The 24,166-nt window shown below is 64.7% G+C and carries 21 protein-coding genes and 1 tRNA gene; 13 read left to right on the forward strand and 9 right to left on the reverse strand.

Annotation, left to right across the window (positions count from 1 at the left end; translation table 11 throughout):
* Positions 1–2 precede the first annotated feature (2 nt).
* The 4 genes from M9H71_RS00065 to M9H71_RS00080 form a co-directional block, all read right to left on the reverse strand.
* A complete protein-coding gene (locus M9H71_RS00065; RefSeq protein ID WP_455403092.1) occupies positions 3–1,010 on the reverse strand; it encodes a branched-chain amino acid ABC transporter permease in 1,008 nt (335 codons plus the stop codon).
* Positions 1,011–1,276: 266 nt separating this feature from the next.
* The gene (locus tag M9H71_RS00070) at positions 1,277–2,629 is read right to left on the reverse strand and encodes a substrate-binding protein (RefSeq protein WP_455403093.1); all 1,353 of its coding nucleotides are present in this window, start codon (positions 2,627–2,629) and stop codon (positions 1,277–1,279) included.
* Positions 2,630–3,178: 549 nt separating this feature from the next.
* Positions 3,179–4,735 carry an acyl-CoA synthetase gene (locus tag M9H71_RS00075; protein WP_455403094.1) on the reverse strand — a complete coding sequence of 519 codons (1,557 nt, stop codon included), beginning with the start codon at positions 4,733–4,735 and terminating at the stop codon, positions 3,179–3,181.
* A complete protein-coding gene (locus tag M9H71_RS00080; protein WP_455403095.1) occupies positions 4,653–5,435 on the reverse strand; it encodes a TetR/AcrR family transcriptional regulator in 783 nt (260 codons plus the stop codon). The genes M9H71_RS00075 and M9H71_RS00080 overlap by 83 nt, the downstream gene beginning before the upstream one ends.
* A gap of 126 nt (positions 5,436–5,561) precedes the next feature.
* Here M9H71_RS00080 and M9H71_RS00085 point away from each other — a divergent pair, with 126 nt between their 5' ends.
* The 6 genes from M9H71_RS00085 (at position 5,562) to M9H71_RS00110 (ending at position 10,608) form a co-directional block, all read left to right on the forward strand.
* A complete protein-coding gene (locus M9H71_RS00085; protein ID WP_455403096.1) occupies positions 5,562–6,746 on the forward strand; it encodes a lipid-transfer protein in 1,185 nt (394 codons plus the stop codon).
* A gap of 10 nt (positions 6,747–6,756) precedes the next feature.
* A complete protein-coding gene (locus M9H71_RS00090) occupies positions 6,757–7,203 on the forward strand; it encodes a MaoC family dehydratase N-terminal domain-containing protein (RefSeq protein ID WP_455403097.1) in 447 nt (148 codons plus the stop codon).
* Positions 7,200–7,625 carry a MaoC family dehydratase gene (locus M9H71_RS00095; RefSeq protein ID WP_455403098.1) on the forward strand — a complete coding sequence of 142 codons (426 nt, stop codon included), beginning with the start codon at positions 7,200–7,202 and terminating at the stop codon, positions 7,623–7,625. The genes M9H71_RS00090 and M9H71_RS00095 overlap by 4 nt, the downstream gene beginning before the upstream one ends.
* Before the next feature lie 23 nt (positions 7,626–7,648).
* Positions 7,649–8,476: an SDR family NAD(P)-dependent oxidoreductase gene (locus tag M9H71_RS00100; RefSeq protein WP_455403099.1), complete on the forward strand. Its 828-nt coding sequence runs from the start codon at positions 7,649–7,651 to the stop codon at positions 8,474–8,476.
* Positions 8,477–8,490: 14 nt separating this feature from the next.
* Positions 8,491–9,267 carry an enoyl-CoA hydratase-related protein gene (locus M9H71_RS00105; RefSeq protein ID WP_455403100.1) on the forward strand — a complete coding sequence of 259 codons (777 nt, stop codon included), beginning with the start codon at positions 8,491–8,493 and terminating at the stop codon, positions 9,265–9,267.
* Positions 9,268–9,420: 153 nt separating this feature from the next.
* Positions 9,421–10,608, forward strand: coding sequence for an acyl-CoA dehydrogenase family protein (locus tag M9H71_RS00110; RefSeq protein ID WP_455403101.1), 1,188 nt, complete (start codon positions 9,421–9,423; stop codon positions 10,606–10,608).
* A gap of 75 nt (positions 10,609–10,683) precedes the next feature.
* On the opposite strand, the gene M9H71_RS00115 is transcribed toward M9H71_RS00110, so the two are convergent.
* From M9H71_RS00115 to M9H71_RS00125, 3 genes are all read right to left on the reverse strand, one after another.
* The gene (locus M9H71_RS00115; protein ID WP_455403102.1) at positions 10,684–11,895 is read right to left on the reverse strand and encodes an ABC transporter substrate-binding protein; all 1,212 of its coding nucleotides are present in this window, start codon (positions 11,893–11,895) and stop codon (positions 10,684–10,686) included.
* Between the two features lie 35 nt (positions 11,896–11,930).
* The gene (locus M9H71_RS00120; RefSeq protein WP_455403103.1) at positions 11,931–13,457 is read right to left on the reverse strand and encodes an acyl-CoA synthetase; all 1,527 of its coding nucleotides are present in this window, start codon (positions 13,455–13,457) and stop codon (positions 11,931–11,933) included.
* Between the two features lie 100 nt (positions 13,458–13,557).
* Positions 13,558–14,625, reverse strand: a complete 1,068-nt coding sequence (locus M9H71_RS00125; protein WP_455403104.1) for an AraC family transcriptional regulator — start codon at positions 14,623–14,625, stop codon at positions 13,558–13,560.
* A gap of 144 nt (positions 14,626–14,769) precedes the next feature.
* On the opposite strand from M9H71_RS00125, the gene M9H71_RS00130 reads away from it, so the two are divergent.
* On the forward strand, positions 14,770–15,759 hold the full coding sequence (locus M9H71_RS00130; protein ID WP_455403105.1) for an NADPH:quinone oxidoreductase family protein: 990 nt from the start codon (positions 14,770–14,772) through the stop codon (positions 15,757–15,759).
* A 158-nt stretch (positions 15,760–15,917) separates the two neighbouring features.
* Here M9H71_RS00130 and M9H71_RS00135 read toward each other — a convergent pair.
* Positions 15,918–15,991: transfer RNA gene (locus M9H71_RS00135), tRNA-Gly, on the reverse strand.
* A gap of 225 nt (positions 15,992–16,216) precedes the next feature.
* On the opposite strand from M9H71_RS00135, the gene M9H71_RS00140 reads away from it, so the two are divergent.
* From M9H71_RS00140 to M9H71_RS00155, 4 genes are all read left to right on the forward strand, one after another.
* Complete coding sequence (locus M9H71_RS00140; protein ID WP_455403106.1) at positions 16,217–16,726, forward strand: YciE/YciF ferroxidase family protein; 510 nt, start codon at positions 16,217–16,219, stop codon at positions 16,724–16,726.
* Positions 16,727–16,738: 12 nt separating this feature from the next.
* A complete protein-coding gene (locus tag M9H71_RS00145; protein ID WP_455403107.1) occupies positions 16,739–17,305 on the forward strand; it encodes a DUF4142 domain-containing protein in 567 nt (188 codons plus the stop codon).
* A 283-nt stretch (positions 17,306–17,588) separates the two neighbouring features.
* Positions 17,589–19,790, forward strand: coding sequence for a glycogen debranching protein GlgX (gene glgX, locus M9H71_RS00150; protein WP_455403108.1), 2,202 nt, complete (start codon positions 17,589–17,591; stop codon positions 19,788–19,790).
* A gap of 159 nt (positions 19,791–19,949) precedes the next feature.
* Positions 19,950–20,807, forward strand: coding sequence for a transglutaminase-like domain-containing protein (locus M9H71_RS00155; RefSeq protein WP_455403109.1), 858 nt, complete (start codon positions 19,950–19,952; stop codon positions 20,805–20,807).
* Positions 20,808–21,072: 265 nt separating this feature from the next.
* Here the strand turns inward: M9H71_RS00155 and M9H71_RS00160 are convergent, their stop codons facing one another.
* Positions 21,073–22,257 (reverse strand): S1C family serine protease, encoded by a 1,185-nt coding sequence (locus M9H71_RS00160; protein ID WP_455403110.1) that lies wholly within the window; start codon positions 22,255–22,257, stop codon positions 21,073–21,075.
* 316 nt (positions 22,258–22,573) lie between these two features.
* On the opposite strand from M9H71_RS00160, the gene M9H71_RS00165 reads away from it, so the two are divergent.
* Positions 22,574–23,248, forward strand: coding sequence for a site-2 protease family protein (locus M9H71_RS00165; RefSeq protein ID WP_415216604.1), 675 nt, complete (start codon positions 22,574–22,576; stop codon positions 23,246–23,248).
* 179 nt (positions 23,249–23,427) lie between these two features.
* Positions 23,428–24,111, forward strand: a complete 684-nt coding sequence (gene petA, locus M9H71_RS00170; protein ID WP_455403111.1) for a ubiquinol-cytochrome c reductase iron-sulfur subunit — start codon at positions 23,428–23,430, stop codon at positions 24,109–24,111.
* The last annotated feature ends 55 nt before the right edge of the window (positions 24,112–24,166 follow it).

Consider the following 24,166-nt stretch of genomic DNA (forward strand, 5'->3'; position numbering starts at 1 on the left):
GATCAGCTCTCCATCACGCCCTTGCGCCCCAGCAATCCGCGCGGGCGCACCAACAAGACCACCACGGCGACCAGATAGATGATGATCTGGTCGATGCCCGGCAGCACGGATTTGATCTCGTTCATCGAGGCGAACGATTGCAGGATGCCGAGCAGGAACCCGGCCAGCACCGCGCCGGGCAGCGACCCCATGCCGCCCACGACGACGACGACGAACGACAGCACCAGGAAGTCCATGCCCATGTGATAATCGGGCGGCACGATCGGCGTGTACATCACTCCAGCGAGGCCGGCGACAATCGCCGCGAGCCCGAACACGATGGTGAACCGCCGCTCGATGTTGATGCCGAGCAGGCCGACCGTTTCACGATCCTGCATGCCGGCTCGCACCACCATGCCGAAGGTGGTGAGCTGCAGAAAGGCGAACACCCCGGCGATGACCACCAGCGAGAAGCCGAGATAAACGATGCGCCAGTACGGATAAACGATCGCGTCGGTGATCTGCAGTGAGCCGGAGAACAATGCGGGGGCCGATTGCGCGATCGGATTGGCGCCGAAGAAATGCTTGACGATCTCCTGCAGCACGATCGCCAGGCCGAAGGTGACCAGGATCTGGTCGGCATGCGGCCGCTTGTAGAAGAACCGGATCAGGCCGCGCTCGATCACGATACCGATCAGCAACATCACCGGGATCGCGATCAGGATCGAGACCGGCACCGAATAGTCGATCAGCACCTTACCCCAGTCGCCGAGCATCGCCTGGACGTAAGGAGTCTTGATTTCCATTGGCGAGCCCCACGGGGTCATCCGCGTCGGGTCGACTTTGACGATCTCCAGCGTCAACAGCTTGTTGAACACCACGGCGCAGAACGCGCCGAGCATGAACAGCGCGCCGTGGGCGAAGTTCACCACGCCGAGCGTGCCGAAGGCCAAGGTCAGCCCGAGCGCGATCAGCGCATAAGCCCCTCCTTTGTCGAGGCCGTTCAGGATCTGCAGAACGATCGCGTCCATGCGTGGTCAATCTCCCTTGTGTCCGCAGCGCCCACGGCGCGCGTCCATCACACTTCCTCGACGACCGACCCCGGCCGCCGAGCCATTACGAAAACGAGACAGTCGTCGAACGACACAGTCGCTAGGTGTCCTCGAACGCACGACGCAACGCGCGCACGCGCGAGGGGCATTCGCGAGACACGTACCGGTCGGCTGCGCCCGAGGCTCAGCCGACCGGTCACGCGTCAGCGTGCCGGGCCGCGTATCCGCAGCCCGGCTCGATCAGATCAGCCGCACTTCTTGGCGTCCTTGGAGCCGAGATCGCCGCCGAAAATGCTCGGGTCGTAGGTGACCTGCGAGGCCGGCACGATCTTCTTGACTTCGAGCAGATCGTACTTGTCCTTCGGCTTTTCCTTGCCCTGCACCACCAGCACGTCCTTGAAGCACTGATGGTCGGCGGCGCGGTACAGCGTCTTGCCGTTGCCGAGTCCGTCGAACTCGAAGCCTTCCAGCGCCTTGATCACCTGGGTCGGGTTGAAGGTGCCGGCGCGCTCGCAGGCGTCGGCATACAGGATTGCCTGGACGTAGCAGGTCTGCGCAGCCTGTGACGGCGGCGCACCGTAGGCCGCGCCGAACGACTTGGTGAAGGCGCTGGTGGCGGCGTCCTCGAGCTTCCAGTCCCAGTTGGCGGTGCCGTAGATCCCCTTGATCGCATCGCCGGCGCCCTGCGCCATCAGTTCGGAGAACAGCGGCACGACGATCTCGAACTTCTTGCCGTTCGCCATCTTGTCACGCAGGCCGAACTGTACCGCCTGGGTCAAGGAGTTGATCATGTCCTTGCCGTAGTGGTTCAGCACCAGCACGTCGGCACCGGAATTCAGCACCGGAGTGATGTACTGCGAGAAGTCGGCGGCGCCGAGCGGAGTGCGGACTGCCTTGACGGTCTTCCAGCCCTGCTTCTCGGTGGCTTCCTTCATCGACTCTTCCTGGGTCCAGCCCCAGGTGTAGTCGGCGGTCAGGTGGTAGGCGGCGCGATCCTTGCCGTAAGCCTCGGCGAGCACCGGGCCGAGCGCGACACCCGACATGTAGGCGTTGAAGAAGTGACGGAAACCGTAGGCGCGCTTGTCCTTGCCGGTGGTGTCGTTGGAGTGGGTCAGGCCGGCCATGAAGATCACGCCGACGTCCTGGCACAGCGACTGCACCGCGACCGCGACACCCGACGACGAACCGCCGGTGATCATGATCGCGCCGTCCTTCTCGATCATGCGCTTGGCCGAGGCGCGCGCCGCGTCCGACTTGGTCTGGGTGTCGCCGGAGACGAAGGTCACCTTCTTGCCGAGCACGCCGTTACCCTTGAGCGCCAGCGGCTTCATGGTCTTCAGCATGCCGCCGTCGCCCTCACCGTTGAGGTGCTTGACCGCGAGCTGGTAGGCGCGCAGCTCGTCCATGCCTTCGTCGGCATAGGGGCCGGACTGCGGAACGTTGAAGCCGAACACGACGTCCTTGCCCTTCGGCATGTTGCAGAAGTCGTCGGCGAAGGCGTTGCGGATGAAGAAAGTGGGTGTCGCGAGAGCCGCAGCACCGGCCAGGCCGGTCTTGAGCGCAGTTCTGCGGTCGATAATGAATTTGTTGTCGGCCATGGGGCGTCTCTCCTCAGGTTCCTCGGGAAGTCGTTTTGTTAGTCTCAGGCTCGGCGGCGCATAGGCGCGCGTGTCCATGCCTGGGCTGCTCTTGGTGGCAGCGAGCCCGAAGTCTTGGAGAGCGGGCCAATCAGGGTCAACCGCTCCTTTTGTCTAAGGAGGACTCCACGCGGGAGTTGCGTAGGTAATTGCTAGTTCCGTTGACAGAACTAATCGTCACGCTGGCGTGACAGATCATGATGCGTTGCGACAAGCGACGTGGGGAAATTCTCACCTGATCAGTGCAGGCGCCGCAATCAAACCGTCACATATTGCAACGCAACACGCTTTCCACAGATCATGAGGATGCTGATGGGGAAACACGCAGCCAAGCTGTGTGACGTTTGGTCGCGAACCCGTCTCATCACAGTGCGACGCAACAACACGTTTTCGGGATCAGCATGAAATCTCAGCCGCCTCAGCGGCTGAGATCGAGGCAGACGGGAGCGGCGCTGACTGACGGCGCTCCCGCACGACGATTCGATTGTCCCCACGCGGCAGGCGACGCGATCAGCTCACCCGACGCTCGCGGCTTTCCCAATATGGCTGGCGCAGCTCGCGCTTGAGGATCTTGCCGGCGCCGGACAGCGGCAGCGGTGTTTCGGTGATCTCCACGCTGCGCGGGCATTTGTAGCCGGCGATCAGTGCCTTGCAGTGAGCGATCAGCTCGTCCGCCGTCACCGTGACGCCGGCCTTGGTGACCACCACCGCGTGGACCTGTTCGCCCCACGCCTCGTGCGGAATGCCGATCACTGCGCATTGCGCCACAGCCGGATGCTGAGCCACCGCATTCTCGACCTCGACCGAATACACGTTTTCGCCGCCCGAGATGATCATGTCCTTGACCCGGTCGACGACGTAGACGAAGCCGTGCTCGTCCATGTAGCCGCCGTCGCCGGTGTGCATCCAGCCGCCGACGAGCGCCCGCGCGGTCTCCTCCGGCCGCTCCCAATACCCCATCATCACGTTGTCGCCGCGGACGCAGATCTCGCCGACGGTCCCGTAAGGCACGGTGCGATCCTCGGCATCGACGATTCTTACTTCGCAGCCCAGCGTGGCGCGGCCGGCGGCGCGCTGCCGGCCCTTGGCCTTGCCGTCGCCGATATGCTCCTTCCAGTGCAGCAAGGTGGCGATCGGCGACAGCTCGGTCATGCCGTAGGCCTGGGTGAACTGCACGTTCGGCAGCGCCGCGCTCGCCCGCGCCAGGACCGCCTCGCTGATCGGCGAAGCGCCGTAGACGATGTTCTTGAGCGACGACAGGTCGTAAGTCTTCAGCGCAGGGTGATCGACGAACATCTGGATCATGGTCGGCACCAGCAACACGTCGGTGACCCGATCGTTCTGCATCGCCTGCATCACGCCCTCCGGCGTGAACGACGGGATCATCACGTTGGAGCCCCCCGACAGCAGCAGCGAATACATCGCCGCGCCGTTCGCGAGATGGAACATCGGTGCAGCGTGCAAATACACCGAGGTGCCGGGGAACAGCCCCTCGCCCATGGCATTCAGCGCGTTCGCCATCAGATTGCCGTGGCTCAGCATCACGCCCTTGGAGCGGCCGGTCGTGCCGCCGGTGTAGAAGATTCCGGCGAGATCCTCGGCCTTGCGCATTGCATCCGGGATCGGCGCGTGCGTGGCAATCAGATCCTCATAGCCCTGCATCCCGGCCGGGACGTCGCCGTCGTCGGCATAGATCATCGCCATCGACGGAATCGCCTTTGCCAGCACAGCACCGGTCGCAGCAAACGCCTTGTCGACCACCAGCGCCACCGCGCGGCAGTCCTTGAGCGCGTCTTCGTTCTCCAGCGCGCTCCAGCGGATGTTGAGCGGCACGATCACGCCGCCGCACCAGCCGGCGGCGAGATACATTTCCAGATAACGGTCCGAATTCGACGACAGGATAGCAACGCGCTCGCCCTCGCCGACGCCGCTGGCACGCAGACCGGCAGCGAGCCGCGCGACGCGATCGCCGACCTCGCGCCAGTTACGGCGGCGGCCGGCGCAGACGGTGGCCAGCCCTTCCGGGTTGATCTGCAGCGCGCGACGCAGGCCGTGAGTGATGTTCATGAAGTCCTCCCTTGGGTCGTTTCCTGTTGTTGTTGCCTTCGGGCACCTGAAGGGTGCTCTTCTTCTTGGTTGATCGGGTGGCGAGCCCCTCGGTGAGGCGCACCGCGAATTCGTCGGCGATCGCCTCCGGCGACAGCGCACCGTCGCGCTGATACCAATGGCCGATCCAGTTCAGCGATCCGGCGATCGCGAACGCTGTCAACTTCGGATCGCACGGTTTGATCGATCCGTCGGCGACGCCGTCCGCGATGTAGCGCCGGAACGTGCGATCGATGCCACGCTTAGCGGCGCGCACCGTCTTCTCGTTGTCCGGCGACAGATCGCGCGGATTGAACCGCACCATGCTGGCACCAAAATCGGTCGCCATCGTCGCGGCATAGGCGCGCACCAGGGCGCGCAGCTTGCCGAGCCCGTCCTCACCCGATTCGTTGATGACTGCGATGATCTCGTCGACCTGCTCCTGGCCGAGCGCCCAGCACTCGAACAGGATGTCTTCCTTGCTGCGGAAATAATTGTACAGCGCCGGCTTGGTGATGTTCAGCCGTTCGGCGACTTCGTTGAGCGTCGCGCGATGATAACCCTGTTCGAGGAATAGCTGCACCGCGATCCGCAGCACCGCCTCGCGCTTTTCGTCGCGGGCGCGCCGGCGGCTTTCGAACGGCATCCAGGGCGATTGATCGTCGATGACGCGTTCGTTCATCACAAATTCCGCAAGCAGAAATTCAACAAGTAACTGATCCATCGCCGATCGATTGACTCGCGACCGGCTCGCATATATTACTCATGGGTAATAAAAAGTCCAATGGGTAAGTTTAGGGAGGAAACGATGGTGTCACCCGTCCACGTCGCCGGCGTCGGCATGATCCCGTTCGTCAAGCCGGGCGCGAACGAGCCGTATCACCTGATGGGCGCCGAGGCGGCGCGGCTCGCTTTGTGCGACGCCGGCCTTGGTTACGACGCGATCCAGCAGGCGTTCGTCGGCTACGTCTACGGCGACTCCACCTGCGGCCAGCGCGCGCTGTACCAAGTCGGCATGACCGGCATCCCGATCGTCAACGTCAACAACAACTGCTCGACCGGCTCGACCGCCCTGTTTCTGGCGCGGCAAGCGATCGCCTCCGGCGCGGCCGACTGCGTGCTGGCGCTCGGCTTCGAGCAGATGAAGCCCGGTGCGCTCGGCGCGGTGTTCGCTGATCGTCCCAGCGCGTTCGACGCTTTCGATGCCGCAGCCGACGAGCTGATCGATGCGCCCGGCGTACCGCTGGCGCTGCGCTATTTCGGCGGCGCCGGCCTCAGCCACATGCAGAAATACGGCACCCCGCTGTCATCTTTCGCCAAGGTCCGCGCCAAGGCGAGCCGCCACGCCGCGAAGAATCCGCTGGCGCTGTTCCGCAAGGAACTTTCGGCCGACGACGTGCTGAACGATCAGGTGATCTGGCCCGGGGTGATGACCCGGCTGATGGCCTGTCCCCCCACCTGCGGCGGCGCCGCCGCGGTGCTGGTGTCCGAAGCCTTCGCCAAGAAGCACGGCCTCGACACCCGTGTCCGCATCGCCGCGCAGGCGATGACCACCGACACGCCGTCGACCTTCGAGGCGCACGACATGATGCGCGTGGTCGGCTACGACATGGCGCGTGCCGCGGCCACTAAGGTGTACGAAGATGCCGGCGTCGGGCCGGACGACATCGACGTCGTCGAGTTGCACGACTGCTTCGCCCATAACGAACTGATCACCTACGAGGCGCTTGGTCTCTGCCCCGAAGGCGGCGCCGAGAAGTTCATCGCCGACGGCGACAACACTTATGGCGGAAAATTCGTCACCAACCCATCCGGCGGTCTTCTGTCGAAGGGCCATCCGCTCGGCGCCACCGGCCTCGCACAATGCTACGAGCTGACCCGGCAGCTCCGCGGCACCGCGGAGGCGACACAGGTCGACGGCGCCAAACGCGCACTGCAGCACAATCTCGGCCTCGGCGGCGCCTGCGTGGTGACGCTGTACGAGCGCGCGTGAGGCTGACGCGATGGTCGATCAATCCGCTGTTGGTCGCCGGTTCACGCCGGTGACTGCCCATGTCGAAGCCGGCCGGCTGCGCTATTTTCTCGACACCCTCGGCGAGACCAATCCGGTGTATCGCGACGCCGCCGCGGCCAAGGCCGAAGGCTTCGTGGCGCAGCCGATCCCGCCGACCTATCTGTTTTGCCTCGAGATGCTCGACAACGAAAAGCCGTTCGAGTTTCTCACTGCGCTTCAGATCGATCTCGGCCGGGTGCTGCACGGCGAGCAGAGCTTCACCTACCACGCCCCGGTGATGGTCGGCGACACCCTCACCTTCAGCCCGCAGGTGACCAGCGTCACCGACAAGAAGGGTGGCGCAATGACGCTGATCGGCGTCGAGACCACCGTCACCAATCAGCACGGCGTCCACGTCGCCGATACGACGCGGACAATAGTGGTGCGCAACGGATGACCGAGACGATGGACATGACCACCTCCCCCGCGGTCGGCGACCGTATCGTCCACAAGCGCTTCCCGGCGATCAACCGTCACCGGCTGGCGCTGTATTGTGGCGCCTCCGGCGATCACAATCCGATCCATGTCGATATCGACTTCGCCAAGGCGTCGGGTTTTCCCGACGTGTTCACTCACGGCATGCTGGTGATGGGCTATCTCGGCCAGGCGCTCAGCGACGCGGTACCGCCGGGCCGGATCCGCAGCTTCTCGACGCGGTTCGCCGCGATCACCCAGCTCGGCGCCGAGATCACCTGCGAAGGCCAAGTCACCGAGCTGATCGAAGCCGGCGGCGAGCGCCGCGCCCGGCTCGCCCTCAACGCCCGCGATCAGACCGGCGAGATCAAACTCGCCGGCGAAGCGATCGTCGCCCTGTCATAACAACAAGCATTCGAGGAAACCTCATGGGCAAACTACAAGGCAAGGTGGCGCTGGTCACCGGATCGGGCCGCGGCATCGGCCGCGCCATCGCGCTGAAGCTCGCATCCGAAGGTGCGCGCGTCGTCGTCAACGATCTCGACGCCGAACCGGGCGACGCCGTGGCTGCCGAGATCAAGGCGATGGGCAGCGACGCGATCGCGGTCAACGGCAGCGTTTCGGAAGCCGGCTTCGCCGATCGCTTCGTCGGTGCCGCGGTGGAGAAATTCGGCGGCCTCGACATCATCGTCAACAACGCCGGCTACACCTGGGACTCGACGATCCAGAAGATGACCGACGAGCAGTTCCAGGCGATGCTCGACGTGCATCTGGTGGCGCCGTTCCGCATCCTGCGCGCCGCCGCCGAGCCGATCCGGATCTTCGCCAAGAAGGAAGCCGAGGCCGGCAAGGAAGTGTTCCGCAAAGTCGTCAACATCTCGTCGATCGCCGGGCTCTACGGCAACGCCGGCCAAGCCAGCTACTCGTCGGCGAAAGCCTCGCTGGTCGGGCTGACACGGACGCTGTGCAAGGAATGGGGACGCTACAAGGTCAACGTCAATTGCGTCGCGTTCGGCCTGATCAACACCCGCCTCACCCAGCCGATCGAAGCGCAGCAGAAGACCATCGACGTCGCCGGCCGCGACATCAAGGTCGGCGTGCAGCCGCAGATGCTGGATGCGATGGCGCGGATGATCCCGCTCGGGCGCGGCGGCACGCCGGAGGAAGCGGCCGACGCGGTGTATCTGTTCTGCAGCCCGGAATCCAACTACGTCAGCGGCCAGGTGCTGGTCTGCGGCGGCGGCCTGATCCTGTAAGCGGGAATACGGCGATGACCCTCGTTCTATCTGAGCGGCGCGGCGCCGTCGCGGTGCTGACGCTGAACAATCCGGCGCAATACAACGCAATGCGCCGCGGCCTGCTCGGCGAGCTCGGCGCCGCCTTGAACGCGGCGCTCGCCGACGACGCGGTGCGCGCCATCCTGCTCACCGGCGCCGGCAAAGGCTTCTGCGCCGGCGCGGCGCTCGGCAGCGAGACGTTCGACGCCGGCGCCGATGTGGCGCCGTGGATGCGCGCCGAGCTCAGCCCGGTACTGGAAGCGATGCGCGGCGCCGAGAAGCCAATCGTCGTGGCGGTCAACGGCCCCGCGGCCGGCGCCGGCGTCGGGCTGGCGCTCGCGGGCGACATCGTGCTGGCGGCGCGCTCGGCGAAGTTCGTGCTGAGCTTTGTCAAGCTCGGCGCCGCGCTCGATGCCGGCACCTCGCTGTTCGTGCAGCGCGCGATCGGCGTCGCCCGCGCCCGCGCGCTGGCGCTGCTCGGCCGGCCGCTGTCCGCCGAACAGGCCGAACAATCCGGCCTGATCTTCCAGGCGGTCGACGACGATCGCCTGATGGACGAAGCAATGGCGATCGCCGAGCAGCTCGCAGCGGGACCGCCGATCGGCATCGGCCTGATCAAGCGTCAGATCGAAGCCGCATGGGCAGCCCCGCTCGCCGAGGTGCTGGACGACGAAGCCGAACAGCAGGGCCGCGCCTTCGTCACCGCGGACCTGCGCGAAGGCGCCGCTGCGTTCGTCGAGAAGCGCCCTGCCCGGTTTACCGGGCGCTAGCCGCTCAACGAGCGGCGCGGGCCCCGAACAACCGGGCCAGCACCTGCTGCGATCTTCTGGATCAATCGGCCAACGAGATTGACGGCCGGCGCCATGTCGCCGGCCCTGCGCGCGATCTACCGTCGGCCGTTTTGAACTGGCTGGAGATCACAGGTGGATTTTGAACTTTCCAAGGAGCAACGCGAGATCAAGGGGCGCGCTGCCGACTTCGTCGAGCAGGTCTGCAGACCGCTCGAAGCCACATGGGGCATCGATGACTATGCGGTCCCGCACGACGTCTTCATGGACGTGGTCCGCAAGTTCCGAGAGTACGGCTTCCGGGGCCTCGCCGTCCCAAAAGATGCCGGCGGTCAGGGGCTCGGCACCATGGCCAAATGCCTCGTGTACGAAGAGATCGTCAAATCTCCGGTGATGCACGGCTTGCTGACGACGTGGTCCGGATTCCTCGATCCGCATCCGGCGCTCTACGTCGCGCCGGAATGGCAGAAGGAAGCGTACCTCTATCCGATCCTGAAAGAGGACAAATTCTATCACATCAACATTTCAGAGCCCGGCGCCGGCTCGGATGCCGCCGGCATCGAGACCACCGCGGTGCGCGACGGCGACAACTACGTGATCAACGGCATCAAGCGCTGGGCACCCCCGCCGAACCACCCCGGGATCACGCCGAAATATCTGCTGTGCTACGCCGTCACCGATCCCGGCCGCGGCTACGAAGGCATCAGCCTGTTTCTGGTCGACTACCCCAACCCCGGCGTCTCGGTGCTGCGCGAATACACCACCATGGCGCCCGGCACCTATCTGGGTCGAAGCTGCGACTATCAGTACAAGGATTGCGTCGTCCCGGCCAAGAACATGCTCGGCGCCGAGGGCATGGGCTTTCGCTACATGATGGACCAGCTCAATCGCAACCGCACCGTCATCGGCGCCCGACTCACCGGCACCGCGCGCTGGGCGCAGGACCAGGCGGCCAAGCGCGCGCGCCAGCGCGAAACCTTCGGCAAGCCGCTGTCGGAACGCCAGGCGATCCAATGGATGCTCGCCGAGTCTGAGATGGACCTGGAGCAGTCGCGGCTGATGGTCTACAAGACCGCCTGGATGCTGGATCAGGGGCTCGACGCCCGCAAGGAAGCCGCGATGGTGAAGTGCTTCGCCCCGCTCGCCGCCTGCCGCGTCATCGACCGCGCCATCCAGATCCATGGCGGGCTCGGCGTGCTGCAGGAAAGCCGGTTCGGCCAGCTCTACTTCCAAAGTCGGATCGCTCAGGTCGCCGAAGGCACCACCGAGGTGATGAAGATGACGATCGCCCGCGAGGTGCTACGCGACAGCATGGCCGGCTGATCGCGACCGTCGTTCCCGTGAACGCAAAACGCCCGGCTCGCACCGGGCGTTCTCGTTTGCGGACCTCTCGTCGGCCTACTTCTCGGCGTCGATCACGGTACCGATCGGCTTCCACCTGGTGCCGTCGAACTGCATCAACTGCTCCTGGCTCATCGGCGTGAAATGAGTGGCGCTGGTGTTGAGCTTGATGCCGGGAAGCAGGATCGGCAGCTCCAGATCCTTGATGCTGGCCGCCTGCTTCATCAGATTTTCGCGGGTCAGATCGTCACCGCACGCCTTCAACACATGCTCGAAGGTCTGAGCCGTGGCATAGCCGAACACGTAGTAGGTCTCGGAAGGATCGGCGTTCGGCATATATTGCTTCATGAAGTCGAGGTACTGCTTCATGCCGAGATCGTCGGCCCAGACCGGGTCGTTCGGGTCCTTGCGGAAGGCGACCGTGATGACACCCTTGGAGTTCTCCAGGCCTGCCGGCACCAACGTGCTGGAGATCGACCCGGCGGCATCGCTCAGCAGATGCAGAGCGTCCCATTTGGTTTCGGCCATCTTCTTGATCGCCTGCGCCGAGAATTTCGGCGTCGAGATGTTGAGGAACACATCGGCCCCGGTCGACTTCAGCAGCAGGATCTGGGAGTCCACCGTCGGCTCGGTGACCTCGTAGCTGAGCTCCTTGGCAATCATGGATTCAGCCTTGTCTCCGAGCCCGTCGCGGAAGCCCTTGGCATAGTCGCGGCCGAAGTCGTCGTTCTGATACAGCACGGCGACCTTGGCGTTCGGCCTCTCCTTCAGCAGATATTTGGCGTAGATCACGCCCTTGGCGTGGTTGTTCGGCTGCCAGCCCATCGACCACGGGTAGGTCTTCGGCTCCGACACCCGATTGGCGCCGGTGCCGAGGAACAGACCCGGCACCTTCTTGACGTTGAGATACTTCTGGATCGCGAAATTGGTCGGCGATCCGAAGGTGCCAACGATCGCCAGCACCTCGTCGCTTTCGACCAGCCGGCGCGTCTGCTCGACCGCCTTCGACGGGCTGTAGCCGTCGTCGAGCGAGATCAGGTTGATCTTGCGGCCGTTGACGCCGCCTTCGGCGTTCAGCTTCTCGAAATACGCCGTCATCGCCCGGCCGATCGCCGCGAAGCTCGACGCCGGACCGCTGTACGGCATGGTCTGGCCGATTTTCACCTCGGTGTCGGAGACTCCGGGTCCGTACTTCTTGGCATCGGCATGCGCAGCCGCGGACACGGCGACGCACGCAGCGGCGCATGCCGCTGCAATCAGCTTGTTCATGGTGTTGTCCTGTCGCTGGTGGAGGAAGGATTGATTCAGGCGGGCTGCAGATAGCGCCGCTTCAGAACGTGCTTGAACAGCTTGCCGTTCTCCTGGCGAGGCAGCTCGGCCTCGAAGTCGATCGACCGCGGACACTTCACATGGGAGAGCTGTTCACGACAGAACGCCATCAGATCCTCTGCCAAGTTCGGCGTCGCCAGCGACGGATCCTTGAGCTGGACCACCGCCTTGACCTCCTCGCCGTACTCGACGTTCGGGATCCCGAACACCGCGACATCGGCGACGAGCGGATGCAGCGCCAGGCAGTTCTCGATCTCGGCCGGATAGATGTTGACGCCGCCGGAGATGATCATGTGCGAACGGCGGTCGGTCAGATACAGGAAGCCGTCCTGGTCGAGATAGCCGACGTCGCCGATCGTCGACCAGCCGAGCGCGTTGCGGGACCGCGCGGTCTTGTCCGGATCGTTGTGATAGACGAAGCTCGGTCCGTCGAAATACACGTCGCCGATCTCGCCGGGCCCGAGTTCGTTGTGATCCTCGTCGAGGATGTGGATAGTGCCGACGCAGGCCCGCCCGACCGATCCGCGATGGCTCAGCCAGTCGGCGCTGGAAATGCAGGTGGCGCCGTTGCGCTCCGAGCCGGCGTAATACTCCCACACGATCGGCCCCCACCAGGCGATCATCCGCTCCTTCAATTCCGGCGGACACGGCGCGGCGGCGTGGATGGCGCAGGCATGCGACGACAGGTCGTAGCGGTCACGGACGTCGTCCGGCAGCGCTAGCAGGCGAAACAGCATGGTGGGCACCCACTGGCTGTGGGTGATGCGATAGCGTTCGATCGCCGCCAGCGCTTGCTCGGCGGCGAACTTCGTCATCACGACCGCGGTGCCGCCGCTCTCCAGCGTGCGCATGGTGAAGCGCAGCGGCGCGCCGTGATACAGCGGAGCTGGCGACAGATACACCGTGTCGTCGTCGAAGCCGAAATTCTCCCGCACCCAGTCGCCGGAGGCCTGAGCCTGGCGCAGATTGGCGAACAGCGGCTGCTTGATGCCCTTCGGCTTTCCGGTGGTGCCGGACGAATAGAAAAAGTCCTTGCCGACTGGCCCGTCCGGAATCTCGATCATCCGATCGAACCGCGCCAGCTCGTGGGCGTAGTCGAGCCCGCCAGCGACCTCGTCGCCGATCACGATGACGGTGCAGCGGTGCGGGTTGTCGGCGGCGAGCGAGCGCATCACCTCACCGAAGCGCGCCCCGACGAACAGCAGCTTGGCGCCGCTGTCACGAACGATATAGGCGGCTTCGTCCGGCTTCAGATGCGTCGACACCGGGGTGTAGTACACGCCATGCCGCCGCGCGCCCCACAGCAGCTCGAAGTAGCGCAGATCGTTGTCGAGCAGAACGGCGATGCCGTCGCCGGCCGACAGTCCCATCCACATCAAGAGCTGAGTGACCGCGTTGGCGCGGCGATCGAGTTCCCGATAGCTGATGGTGTCGTCACCAAAAGCGATCCGTGCGGCGAACTTATCGGGATGGCGCTCGGCCCATTGTCTTAGTATCGGCATCTCTTCCCCGTTGGCGGCTCTGATGGGCCTGTTGCGGGGAGTATCCGGTCAAACGCGGCTCGGCTGAATGACCGTGCGTGCCATTTCGGTTGGCGGAATCCTACGCCGCCCCGTTGGGTTGTGCAGAGCGGTCGCGAAATTCGCCCGGCGTCAGTCCGGTCCAGCGCCGGAACGCGCGGTGAAAGGTACTGAGTTCGGAGAAGCCGAGCGACAGCGCGATCTCCTCGAGCGACAGCCGGGACTTCTTGAGCATGTGGGTGGCCACGTCGCGCCGCACCTGATCCTTGATCTCCTGAAAGCCGACCTGCTGCTCGTCGAGCAAGCGACGCCGCAGCGTCTGCGGTGACATCGCCAGCATGGCGGCAACGTCTTCCAGCGACAGAGGCCGTTTCAGATTGCGGCGGAGGATGCCGCGAACGCGCTCGGCGACGCTGGCGTCGTCGCGATAACGCACCAGCAGCGCGCTCGGCATCGAGGCAAGAAACCGCCGCAACCGCTGTTCGTCAGGCATGATCCGCAAGTCGAGCAGTTCGGCGTCGAACCGGATCTCGGTGCGCGGCTGATCGAACAGCATCGGGGCCTGATACACTGGCTCGAGTTCGGAGCTGAACGCCTCCTCCGGGAACACATAGTGCACCGTGATCAGCGGCAGCCGGCGGCCGACCAGCCAGCACATCAAACCGTAGGTGAACATCAGGATCGCGCCGTTCACCATGCGGCGGCGCCTCGGCTGCTCGATGGTGTCGGTGACGTAGACCGACGCATCGTGCTCGCCTTCGGCGAGGCGCACCACGAAATCGTCGACCGCCAGATGATAGAACTGGCAGCCGATCCGGATCGCTTCGCGCAGATTTGCGCAGTGGATCAGCAGCCGGCACATCATTCGGAAGGTGCCTGGCTTGATCGGGCGACTTCCGAGCAGCCACATTTCATCGTGCGTCACCCGCGTCAGGGTCGCGATCATCCGCGCGAATTGCTCCTGCGGCAGCCGCGAACCGGGCTGGTCGAGCTGGTCGGCAGAGATCCCGGCGCGCGCCAGCAACTTGTCGACGTCGTATCCCGCCTCGCGGACGCCGCTGAGGATCAGCCCGACATAGCCGGTATCGATCGCAGACCGGGATGTGGCGGCACGGCTAGTTCGGCGCGGACGTTTGGCAATGTGCGGCATGGGCAACATGTTAGCGACCCGCCTCCACGGCCGCCAGCGCCGAACTGGAGCCGTCGGCCAACGCAAACGGGCAATCCGGTCATTGCATCATCGGCGACGGAGATAGATGCCGGCGCAGTGAACGATCAAGGAAGGCGGGATGTCATGCGCGCGTTGCTGAGTTGCGAGCCGGGAGGACCGGACAGCCTGAAACTGCTCGACGTCGCCGAGCCGGTCGCGGGCCCCCGCCAAATGGTGATCGCGGTGAAGGCGTGTGGCGTCAACTATCCGGATCTTTTGACCATACAGGACCTTTATCAGGTCAAAACCGCGCGGCCGTTCGCGCCGGGTGCAGAGATCGCAGGCGTGGTGACGTCGCTCGGAACAGGCGTTGACGAATTCGCAGTCGGCGACCGCGTCGCGGCCCGGATCGGCACCGGCGGCATGGCCGAAGCCGTCGCGGTCGATGTCGAGCGCTGCTCACCGATTCCGGACGGGATGTCGTTCGTCGACGCCGCGGTGATGCAGTTCACCTTCGAGACCGCGCTTTACGCGCTGCGTAACCGCGCCAGGCTACAGCCCGGCGAAACCGCGCTGATCCTCGGTGCCGGCGGCGGCGTCGGCGTCGCCGCAGTGCAGGTGGCCCGCAATCTCGGGGCCCGGGTGATTGCGGCGGCCTCCTCCGCGGAGAAGCTGGCCTTCGCCTGCTCCCATGGCGCCGCCGATGGTGTGCTGTATCCGGCCGAAGCCCCGCAGGACCGCAAGGCGGTCGGCCAGCGCTTCAAGGAGGCTGTCGGCGGCGGCGGCGCCGACGTCGTGATCGATCCGGTCGGCGGCTGGCTGACGGACCCGGCGATTCGCTGTGTCGCCGATGGCGGCCGCTACGTCGTGCTCGGCTTCACCGCCGGCATTGCGTCGCTGCCGCTCAATCTCCCGCTGCTGAAGAACTGCGATGTGCTCGGCGTCAATTGGCGGACCTTCACGCTGACCCAGCCGGCGGCGCTGCGCGACAACAAGCGGCAGCTCGAGCGCTGGTACGCCGAAGGGCAGCTATCGTCAGGCGTTACCGCAGAATTCGCGCTTCCCGAAGGCGACCGCGCGATCCAACGCATCGCCGACCGCAGCGCCGTCGGCAAAGTGGTGGTTGTGATGTGACGAGCCGCGGCAGAGCCCGCCGCACCCGAGCTTTATCCAAATGCAGCCAGAGATTCGGCAGGGTTTGGCCCGGTGCGGTGAACGCGACGACCATCCGCCAGCGAATCCGCTTGGCGCTCATCGCGGCCAGACGACCGCCCCTAACTCATTGAAATCATTGGAGCGGGTGAAGGGAATCGAACCCTCGTATTCAGCTTGGAAGGCTGCTGCTCTACCATTGAGCTACACCCGCGATGCAGCCCCCGTAACACGTTAGCCGCGGGCTCTCAACTCCCCTTGCCGGCGCACCACCAACTTCCCCGTCCTTGAGCGCAGCGCGATGTCCTGCCAGCCCGCGAACACCGTCGGGGCCGTCGGATTGGCCGCTCTCTCCTCTTGTCGCCGGACGGAACGGAATCGACCGTCCCCGGTTCTCCGGTCGAGTCGCAGGACGCGGCTCATCCGAGGGGAAGCAACGATGGGATTTTTCAGCAAGGACATTCAGACGATGGAGGACCTGCTGCTGCACGGCCTCCACGACATCTATTACGCCGAACAGCAGATCATCAAGGCGCTGCCGAAGATGATCGAGCAGGCCACCAATCGCGAGCTGTCGCAGGGCCTGAAAGCTCATCTGGAAGAAACCGAGAAGCAGATCGAGCGCCTCGATCAGGTATTCAAGAAGCTCGGCGAGAAGCCGTCCGGGATCGACTGCCCGGCGATCGATGGCCTGATCAAGGAAGCCGACGATACCGCCGGCGAGATCGCCGACAAGACCGTGCTGGACGCCGCCATCGTCGCCAATGCGCAGGCGGTCGAGCACTACGAGATCGCCCGCTACGGCACGCTGATCGCCTGGGCCGAGGCGCTCGGCCACGACGATATCGTCCGCTTCCTCACCACCAATCTCAACGAGGAAAAGGCCGCCAACACCAAGCTCAACACCGTGGCGCTCCGCAAGGGCGTCAACCGCAAAGCCGCAAGCTGAAAGGAAACCAAGATGAACCGCACCGCACTCGTCCTCGGCTGCCTCCTGGTCGCAACCCCTGCCCTGGCGGAATCGGTCACCGAGAAGACCGGCGTCAATTCGGTGCTCGGGATCGCGCCCTCGACCGAGGACTTCGTCAAGCAGGTCGCCATCAGCGATATGTTCGAGATCCAGTCGAACCAGCTCGCCGAACGCAAGGGCAACGCCGCGCAGCAGGCGTTCGCCAAGCAGATGATCACCGATCACACCAAGACGTCGAGCGAGCTGAAGTCGCTGGTGTCCGACGGCAAGGTCAAGGCCACGCTGCCGACCGCGCTCGATTCCGCCCACCAGGCCAAACTCGACAAGCTGAAGAACGCCAATGGCGCCGAGTTCAACGAGGCGTTCGACGAGCAGCAGGTGGCCGCACACAAGGATGCGGTGTCGCTGTTCGAACGCTACGCCAAGGGTGGCGACAATGCGGCGCTGAAGAACTGGGCCGGCACCACGCTGCCCAAGCTGCAGCACCATCTCGAAATGGCGCAGCAACTCGATCGCGACCGCACCAACACCACCTCGGAGTCGAAAGCCAACAAGTAAGCGGCATTCGCCTGCATTTCGATGACGACCCGGCCCGGCGGCGCGATCCGCCGGGCCGCTTTCGTTCTGAGCAAGCATGAGCCGAACGGATTCGCGCCAGAGCAGCGCGGCGCCGCTCCGCCCTCCCCAGCGATGGAACCGGAGCCACACTCGTGCATTGTCGGCAGTCACGGGTGTGGGGGCTTGTGCATGACACGACCGTCGGCGCACATCGTCCGTGGGCCGCGCGTTACGAAGCGCGCCACCACTCGGATGAGTTGCCATCGCATGTGCAGGAGCCGCAATGACCGACACCACCGAAACGCTCGAGCTTCCGCCGGAGACCGAAGCGGCTGAACCCGCAGCAAAGCCCCAGACGGCCCCCGGCTACAACGTGGTGTACGACACCGGCACGGTGCGCGAAGGCCTGCCTTATCCGCTCGGTTCCTGCTGGGACGGCAACGGCACCAATTTCGCCCTGTTCTCCGCCAACGCCACCAAGGTGGAAGTCTGCCTGTTCGACGGCGATACCGAGCGCCGGATCGAACTGCCCGAGTACACCGACGAGGTGTTTCACGGCTACATTCCCGATGTCGGTCCCGGCACGTTCTACGGCTATCGGGTGTACGGCCCCTACGAGCCGGACAACGGCCACCGCTTCAATCCGAACAAACTGTTGCTCGATCCCTACGCGCGCGCTCACGCCGGCGAGCTGACCTGGGACCCGGCCGTGTTCGGCTACGTGATGGAGAGCGGCGACGACACCACCTTCGATGAGCGCGACAGCGCCAGGTTCGTGCCGAAATGCGTTGTGGTCGATCCGGACTTCGATTGGAAGGGCGAGCCCGGCCGTCAATTCGTGCCGTGGGACCAGACCATCGTCTACGAAACCCACGTCAAAGGTTTCACGATGCTGCACCCCGAGGTGCCGGACAATCTGCGCGGCACCTATGCGGGGTTCGGCACCAAGCCGGTGGTCGACTACATCGCCTCGCTCGGCGTCACGGCGGTCGAATTGCTGCCGATCCACACCTTCGTCAACGACAGCTACCTGCTCGACAAGAAGCTGGTGAACTACTGGGGCTACAACACCATCGGCTTCTTCGCGCCCGACCCGCGTTACGCCGCCGACGTGCCGAACAGCTTGCGCGAATTCAAGGAGATGGTCGCACGGCTGCACGACGTCGGTCTCGCCGTGATCCTCGACGTGGTCTACAATCACACCGCCGAAGGCAACGAGCTCGGCCCGACGCTGTCGTTCAAGGGCATCGACAACGCCAGCTACTACAGGCTGCTGCCGGAGCAAAAGCGCTACTACATCAACGACACCGGCACCGGAAACACCGTCAACCTCACGCATCCGCGCGTGATCCAGATGGTCAACGACAGCCTGCGCTATTGGGCCGGCGAGATGCACATCGACGGCTTCCGGTTCGACCTCGGCACCATCCTGGCGCGCGAGCATTACGGCTTCGACGAGCAGAGCGGCTTTCTCAAAGCGGTGATGCAGGATCCGCTGCTCAGCTCGGTGAAGCTGATCGCAGAGCCGTGGGACTGCGGGCCCGGCGGCTATCAGGTCGGCGGCTTTCCGCCCGGCTGGGCGGAATGGAACGACAAGTTCCGCGACACCGTGCGCGACTATTGGCGTGGCGACGCGTCGGCCGCGGCACTGGCGCCGCGGCTATCCGCCTCCGGCGACGTGTTCAATCGCCAGGGCCGGCGCGCCTGGGCGAGCGTCAACTTCATCACCGCCCACGACGGCTTCACCCTGAACGACTGGGCGAGCTACAACGACAAGCACAATGCCGCCAATGGCGAGGACAATCGCGACGGCCACTCCGACAACCGTTCCTGGAACTGCGGCGCCGAAGGGCCGACCGACGACGAAGCGATCATGGCTTTGCGCGAGCGGCAGAAGCGCAACATGCTGGCGACCCTGTTGCTCGCCCAAGGCACGCCGATGCTGCTCGCCGGTGACGAATTCGGCCGCACCCAGAACGGCAACAACAACGCCTATTGCCAGGACAACGAAATCTCCTGGGTCCATTGGGATCACGACGAGGCCGCGCAGCACCTGCGGAACTTCACGCAGCGGCTGATCGAGCTGCGCAGGACCAATCCGACGCTGCGCCGGAGCCGGTTTCTGACCGGGCAATACGACGAGGAACTCGAGGTTCGGGACGTCACCTGGATCAACGCCAATGGCGGCGAGATGCAGCAGGAGCACTGGGACGACGCCAATGTGAAGTGCTTCGGCATGCTGCTCGACGGCCGGGCGCAGACCACGGGTATCCACAAGCAGGGTCAGGAGGCCACCGTTCTGCTGATCCTGAACAGCTTCGACGGCGTCGTCGACTTCACCCTGCCGGAGGTTCCGCACGGCTCGAAATGGTCGCTGCTGATCGACACCAACCTGCCTCACGGCATGCCCGACGAGCAGTTCGATTGCGGCGAGGTGTATCAAGTCACGGCCCGCTCCCTGCTGCTGTTCGGGCTCTCCAAGTAGTCCAGACACGCCGCCGCGGCCGAGCGCCGGCGTTTTGCCACAAATTTGCGCAGCCTTCTCCGCTGGGTAGCGGGAACGCCCGGTTCGCTTCGCGATTGAGATTAACAATAGGGGCCGATCGATCATCGGCCCTTCTCGATCAGCAACGGAGCTTTTCAGGTGATCATTCGCGCAGGCTACAATATCGCGTTCCACTGTTTCCAGGAAACGCCGATCAACCTGCTGCTCAGCGTGCATCCGTCGCGCGCGCAGCATGTGATCGGCGAGCACGTCATCAAGTTTTCGCCGGACGTGCCGTCGCGCGACTTTACCGACATGTTCGGCAATGTCTGCACCCGCATCGTCGCACCGCCCGGCCGCATCGACATCAGTAATGACTTCCTGATCGAGGATTCCGGCCTGCCGGACGAGGTCGCGCCCGGAGCCCGGCAGATCCCGGTCGGCGAGCTACCCGACGAGGTGATGGTCTATCTGCTCGGCAGCCGCTATTGCGACACCGACAAGCTGTCCAACCTCGCCTGGTCGCTGTTCGGCGGCATCAACTCGGGCTGGGAACGGGTGCAGGCGATCGTCGACTACGTGCATAATCGGATTACCTTCGGCTATCAGTTCGCCCGTAACGATCGCACGGCTTCGGAAGGACACTTCGAGCAGATCGGTGTCTGCCGCGACTTCGCGCACCTCGCCGTCGCGCTTTGCCGTTGCATGAATATTCCGGCGCGCTACTGCACCGGCTATCTCGGCGACATCGGCGTGCCGATCGATCCGGCGCCGATGGATTTCTCGGCGTGGTTCGAGGTCTATCTCGACGGCCGCTGGTACACCTTCGACGCCCGCCACAATACGCCGCGGATCGGCCGCATCGTGATTGCACGCGGCCGCGACGCCGCCGACGTTGCGATCTCGACCTCGTTCGGCGTCACCAATCTGCTGAACTTCGAAGTGATTACCCACGAAGTGACCGAGCAGGCCGCCGCCGCGCCATTGTCGAACACGCCATTGTCGAAAGTGGCCTGAGCCTCCAAGCGAAGCGCTTCGTCGCGCAGTCTCTGCCCGGGCAGCGCGAAGCGCTGATCCGGGCTCCTCGCAATGCTCAGCCTTCCTGAAATGATCGGCCTTCATGCCGGGAAAAATCGAGCGGTCGGGCCTTCGCCCCGCCGCTCGATTTTCTTTTCTCCGTCTCTTCTTGGCTTCTGCACTTTTTTGCCCGGCGCAGTCATCTGCGTGCTCGCCGGAATCGATCACATCCGATGCGGATGCTTGGGCTGCGCCCAAAGCTTCGTCAGGTCCGGCGACGCTGTGAGATGTCGGTGACCTTCAAGGTGACCGTGCGGGTCCGGCCGTCGCGCTCGACCGTCAGCTTGACGTCTCGGCCGATTCCGACGTCCTCCAGCGCAGCGGCAAGATCCGACATGCCGTGAACCGGCTTACCGTCTGCGGCGGTGATGACATCGCGGACATAGCCGTCGTCGGTGGCGCCTTCGAGTCCGGCCTGGGCGGCCGGCGAGTCCGGCAGCGTCCGCAGGATCACCACCCCGTCGATCCCGAGCTGAGCAGTCTCGTTCTCGCGCGCCGCGATGATGCCGATGCCCGGCACCGGCACCGTGCCGTTGGTGATCAAGGCCGTGACGACGCGATTGACCGCGTCGACCGGAATCGCAAAGCCGATCCCAGCCGAAGCGCCGGAGCCTGAGATGATCGCGGTGTTGATTCCGATCAACCGGCCGGCGCTGTCGAGCAGCGGGCCGCCGGAGTTGCCCGGATTGATCGCCGCATCGGTCTGGATCACGCCGCGGACCTCGTGCGCGGCCGCGGTCGGCAATCGGCGCCGCAGCGCGCTGACGATGCCCGTGGTGAGCGTCTGTTCGAGGCCATAGGGGTTGCCGATGGCGAAGGCTGCCTGCCCGACCTGGAGATCTTCCGAGCTGCCGATCGCGATCGGGCGCAGCGGCGTCTGGGGCCGCTCGAGCTGGAGCACCGCCAAATCGTAGTTCGGCGCCGCTCCGACCACGCGTGCGGTGACGAACTCGCCGGACGCCAGCCGAACGCCGAGCTGGCTGGCGTTTTGAATGACGTGGTTGTTGGTGACGACGTGGCCGGCGGCGTCCCAGATCACACCGGAGCCTGACTGCACCGGCGCTTCCTGCTGGGCGAAGAACGGCGACACACGCTGCTGCGCTTGCGCAAACACATGCACCACGGAGGGCGACACCTGCTTGAACAGCTCGATGGTGGCCTTCTCGGCCGGCGCCAGATCGCCGCGTGCGGTGACGGTGCGCGGGCCGGTGACGGAGAACCAAAACGCACTGAGATAAGGCTGTGCGACCCAGAGCGTCGCCAGCACCAGCAGCCAGACGATTGCGACGCGCAGCAACAGGTCGTTGCGGCGGGAGCGACGGAGAGCTTCCTGACGAGCCTGCGGATCGAAGCCAGGCGGTGGTGGGGTTTGGGGCGGGAGCGACGTCATGGCGAGAGCGTCTCGGACAAGCGCAGAGGTCAGTCGCCGGCGATGCGAAACGCCGGTGGTGTTGCCTCCGCTAATGCATCAGGTTCCATCCGGTTCCATTGTCGTGAAGCGGGCGCGCAGCGCTCGCTGCCCTCCGGTCTTGGTTAAGAAATTGTCTACGACGCCAGCCCCCGAACGCCGCCGCATTACTTCGAGTCCATGATCACGCCGACGAGGTTGCCGGTGCTGGCGCGGTGGCGGCGCGGCTTCTATATCCTGCTGGTTCCCGCCTCGGATCTTCGGCCTTCCGATCGATCCAAACCCCGAGTCGATCGATATGACAGGTTCGTTCTCCAATATGATGCTGGTGATTTCGGTCTGGGCGCTGCCGCTCCTGATCGCAATCACGTTCCACGAAGCCGCGCACGCCTATGTGGCGAAGCTGTGCGGCGACAACACCGCCTGGATGCTGGGGCGCGTCAGCTTCAACCCCATCAAGCACATCGATCCGTTCGGCACGTTGCTGCTGCCGCTGCTCCTGCTGGTGATCCAGTCGCCGTTTCTGTTCGGCTATGCCAAGCCGGTGCCCGTGAACTTCCGCAACCTGAATAATCCGCGGCGCGACATGGTGCTGGTCGCCGCGGCAGGACCGGCGATCAATCTGGTGCTGGCGGCGCTGGCGGGGCTCGCCTTCCATCTGGTCGGCTACGTGCCGGGAGAGGCCGGCCAATGGCTGATGCAGAACCTCGCCAACGCGCTGCTGATCAATGTCGTGCTGGCGATCTTCAACCTGCTGCCGATTCCGCCGCTCGACGGCGGCCGGATCGCTGTCGGCATCCTGCCGCGCGCGCTGGCGAACCCGCTGGCACGGCTGGAGCCTTACGGCATGCTGATCCTGCTCGGGCTGATCTTCATCCTGCCGCTCGCCGGCATCGGCGTGGCGACGCAGTTCATCGCGCAATCCAGCAGGGTCGTGGTCCAAGCGATCCTGATGCTCACCGGGAATGTCTGACCGATGAGCTGCCACGCAGGCGGTGTTCGGCAGGCATCGCACTCCATTCGATTAACTCTGCGACAGGATGCGCAGTGAGGCGGAACCGCAGTCGCGGCGACCACTTGGTACGACAGGGGCGAGACCTGTTCGCGGCGCGACTCCTTCCGGAAGCGTCGCGGCAAAGCGGGACGACCACCGTGACCACAGCCGCAACTCATAATTCTAGTTCGACCTCCACACCTGCTCCCTCGCCCGGCCGCGAGCCGCTTACACCGACGCGGCGCGACTTTCTGTTCGTCGCCACTGGCGCCATGGCGGCGGTCGGCGCGGCAGCGGCGATTTGGCCATTCATCGATCAGATGGAGCCGGACGCCTCGACGCTGGCCTCCGGCGCCCCGATCGACGTCGACCTCAGCGCCGTGCAGCCCGGCCAGCAGATCCTCGTTCGCTGGCGGGATCGCCCGATCTTCATCAACCGCCGCACGCCGCAGGCGCTGCAATCGCTGCAGTCCCCAGCCCTGCTGGCGCGGCTGTCCGACCCCACATCGAGCGTGCACCAGCAGCCCGACTACGCCGACAATTGGCATCGCTCGGTCAATCCGGAGTTCGGCGTGATGGTCGGCATCTGCACCCATCTCGGCTGCATCCCGACATTCGAGCCGCTGCCAACCGACATGCCGTCGTCCGAGCACTGGGTGGGTGGTTACTTCTGCACCTGCCACGGCTCCAAATACGATCTGGCCGGACGCGTCTTCAGGGGCGTTCCGGCACCGTACAATTTGCCGGTGCCGCCGTATCATTTCATCGGCGATGCCAAGATCCGGATCGGCGAAAATCCGCCGAACAGCAAGTTCGACTTCTCCACGATCCGCCAGATCTGAGGATCGTGGCCGGGGGAACGTTCACGCCCGTCCGCCGTTTGCCGCCCATCAACGA

It is taken from the genome of Rhodopseudomonas parapalustris (assembly GCF_053772255.1).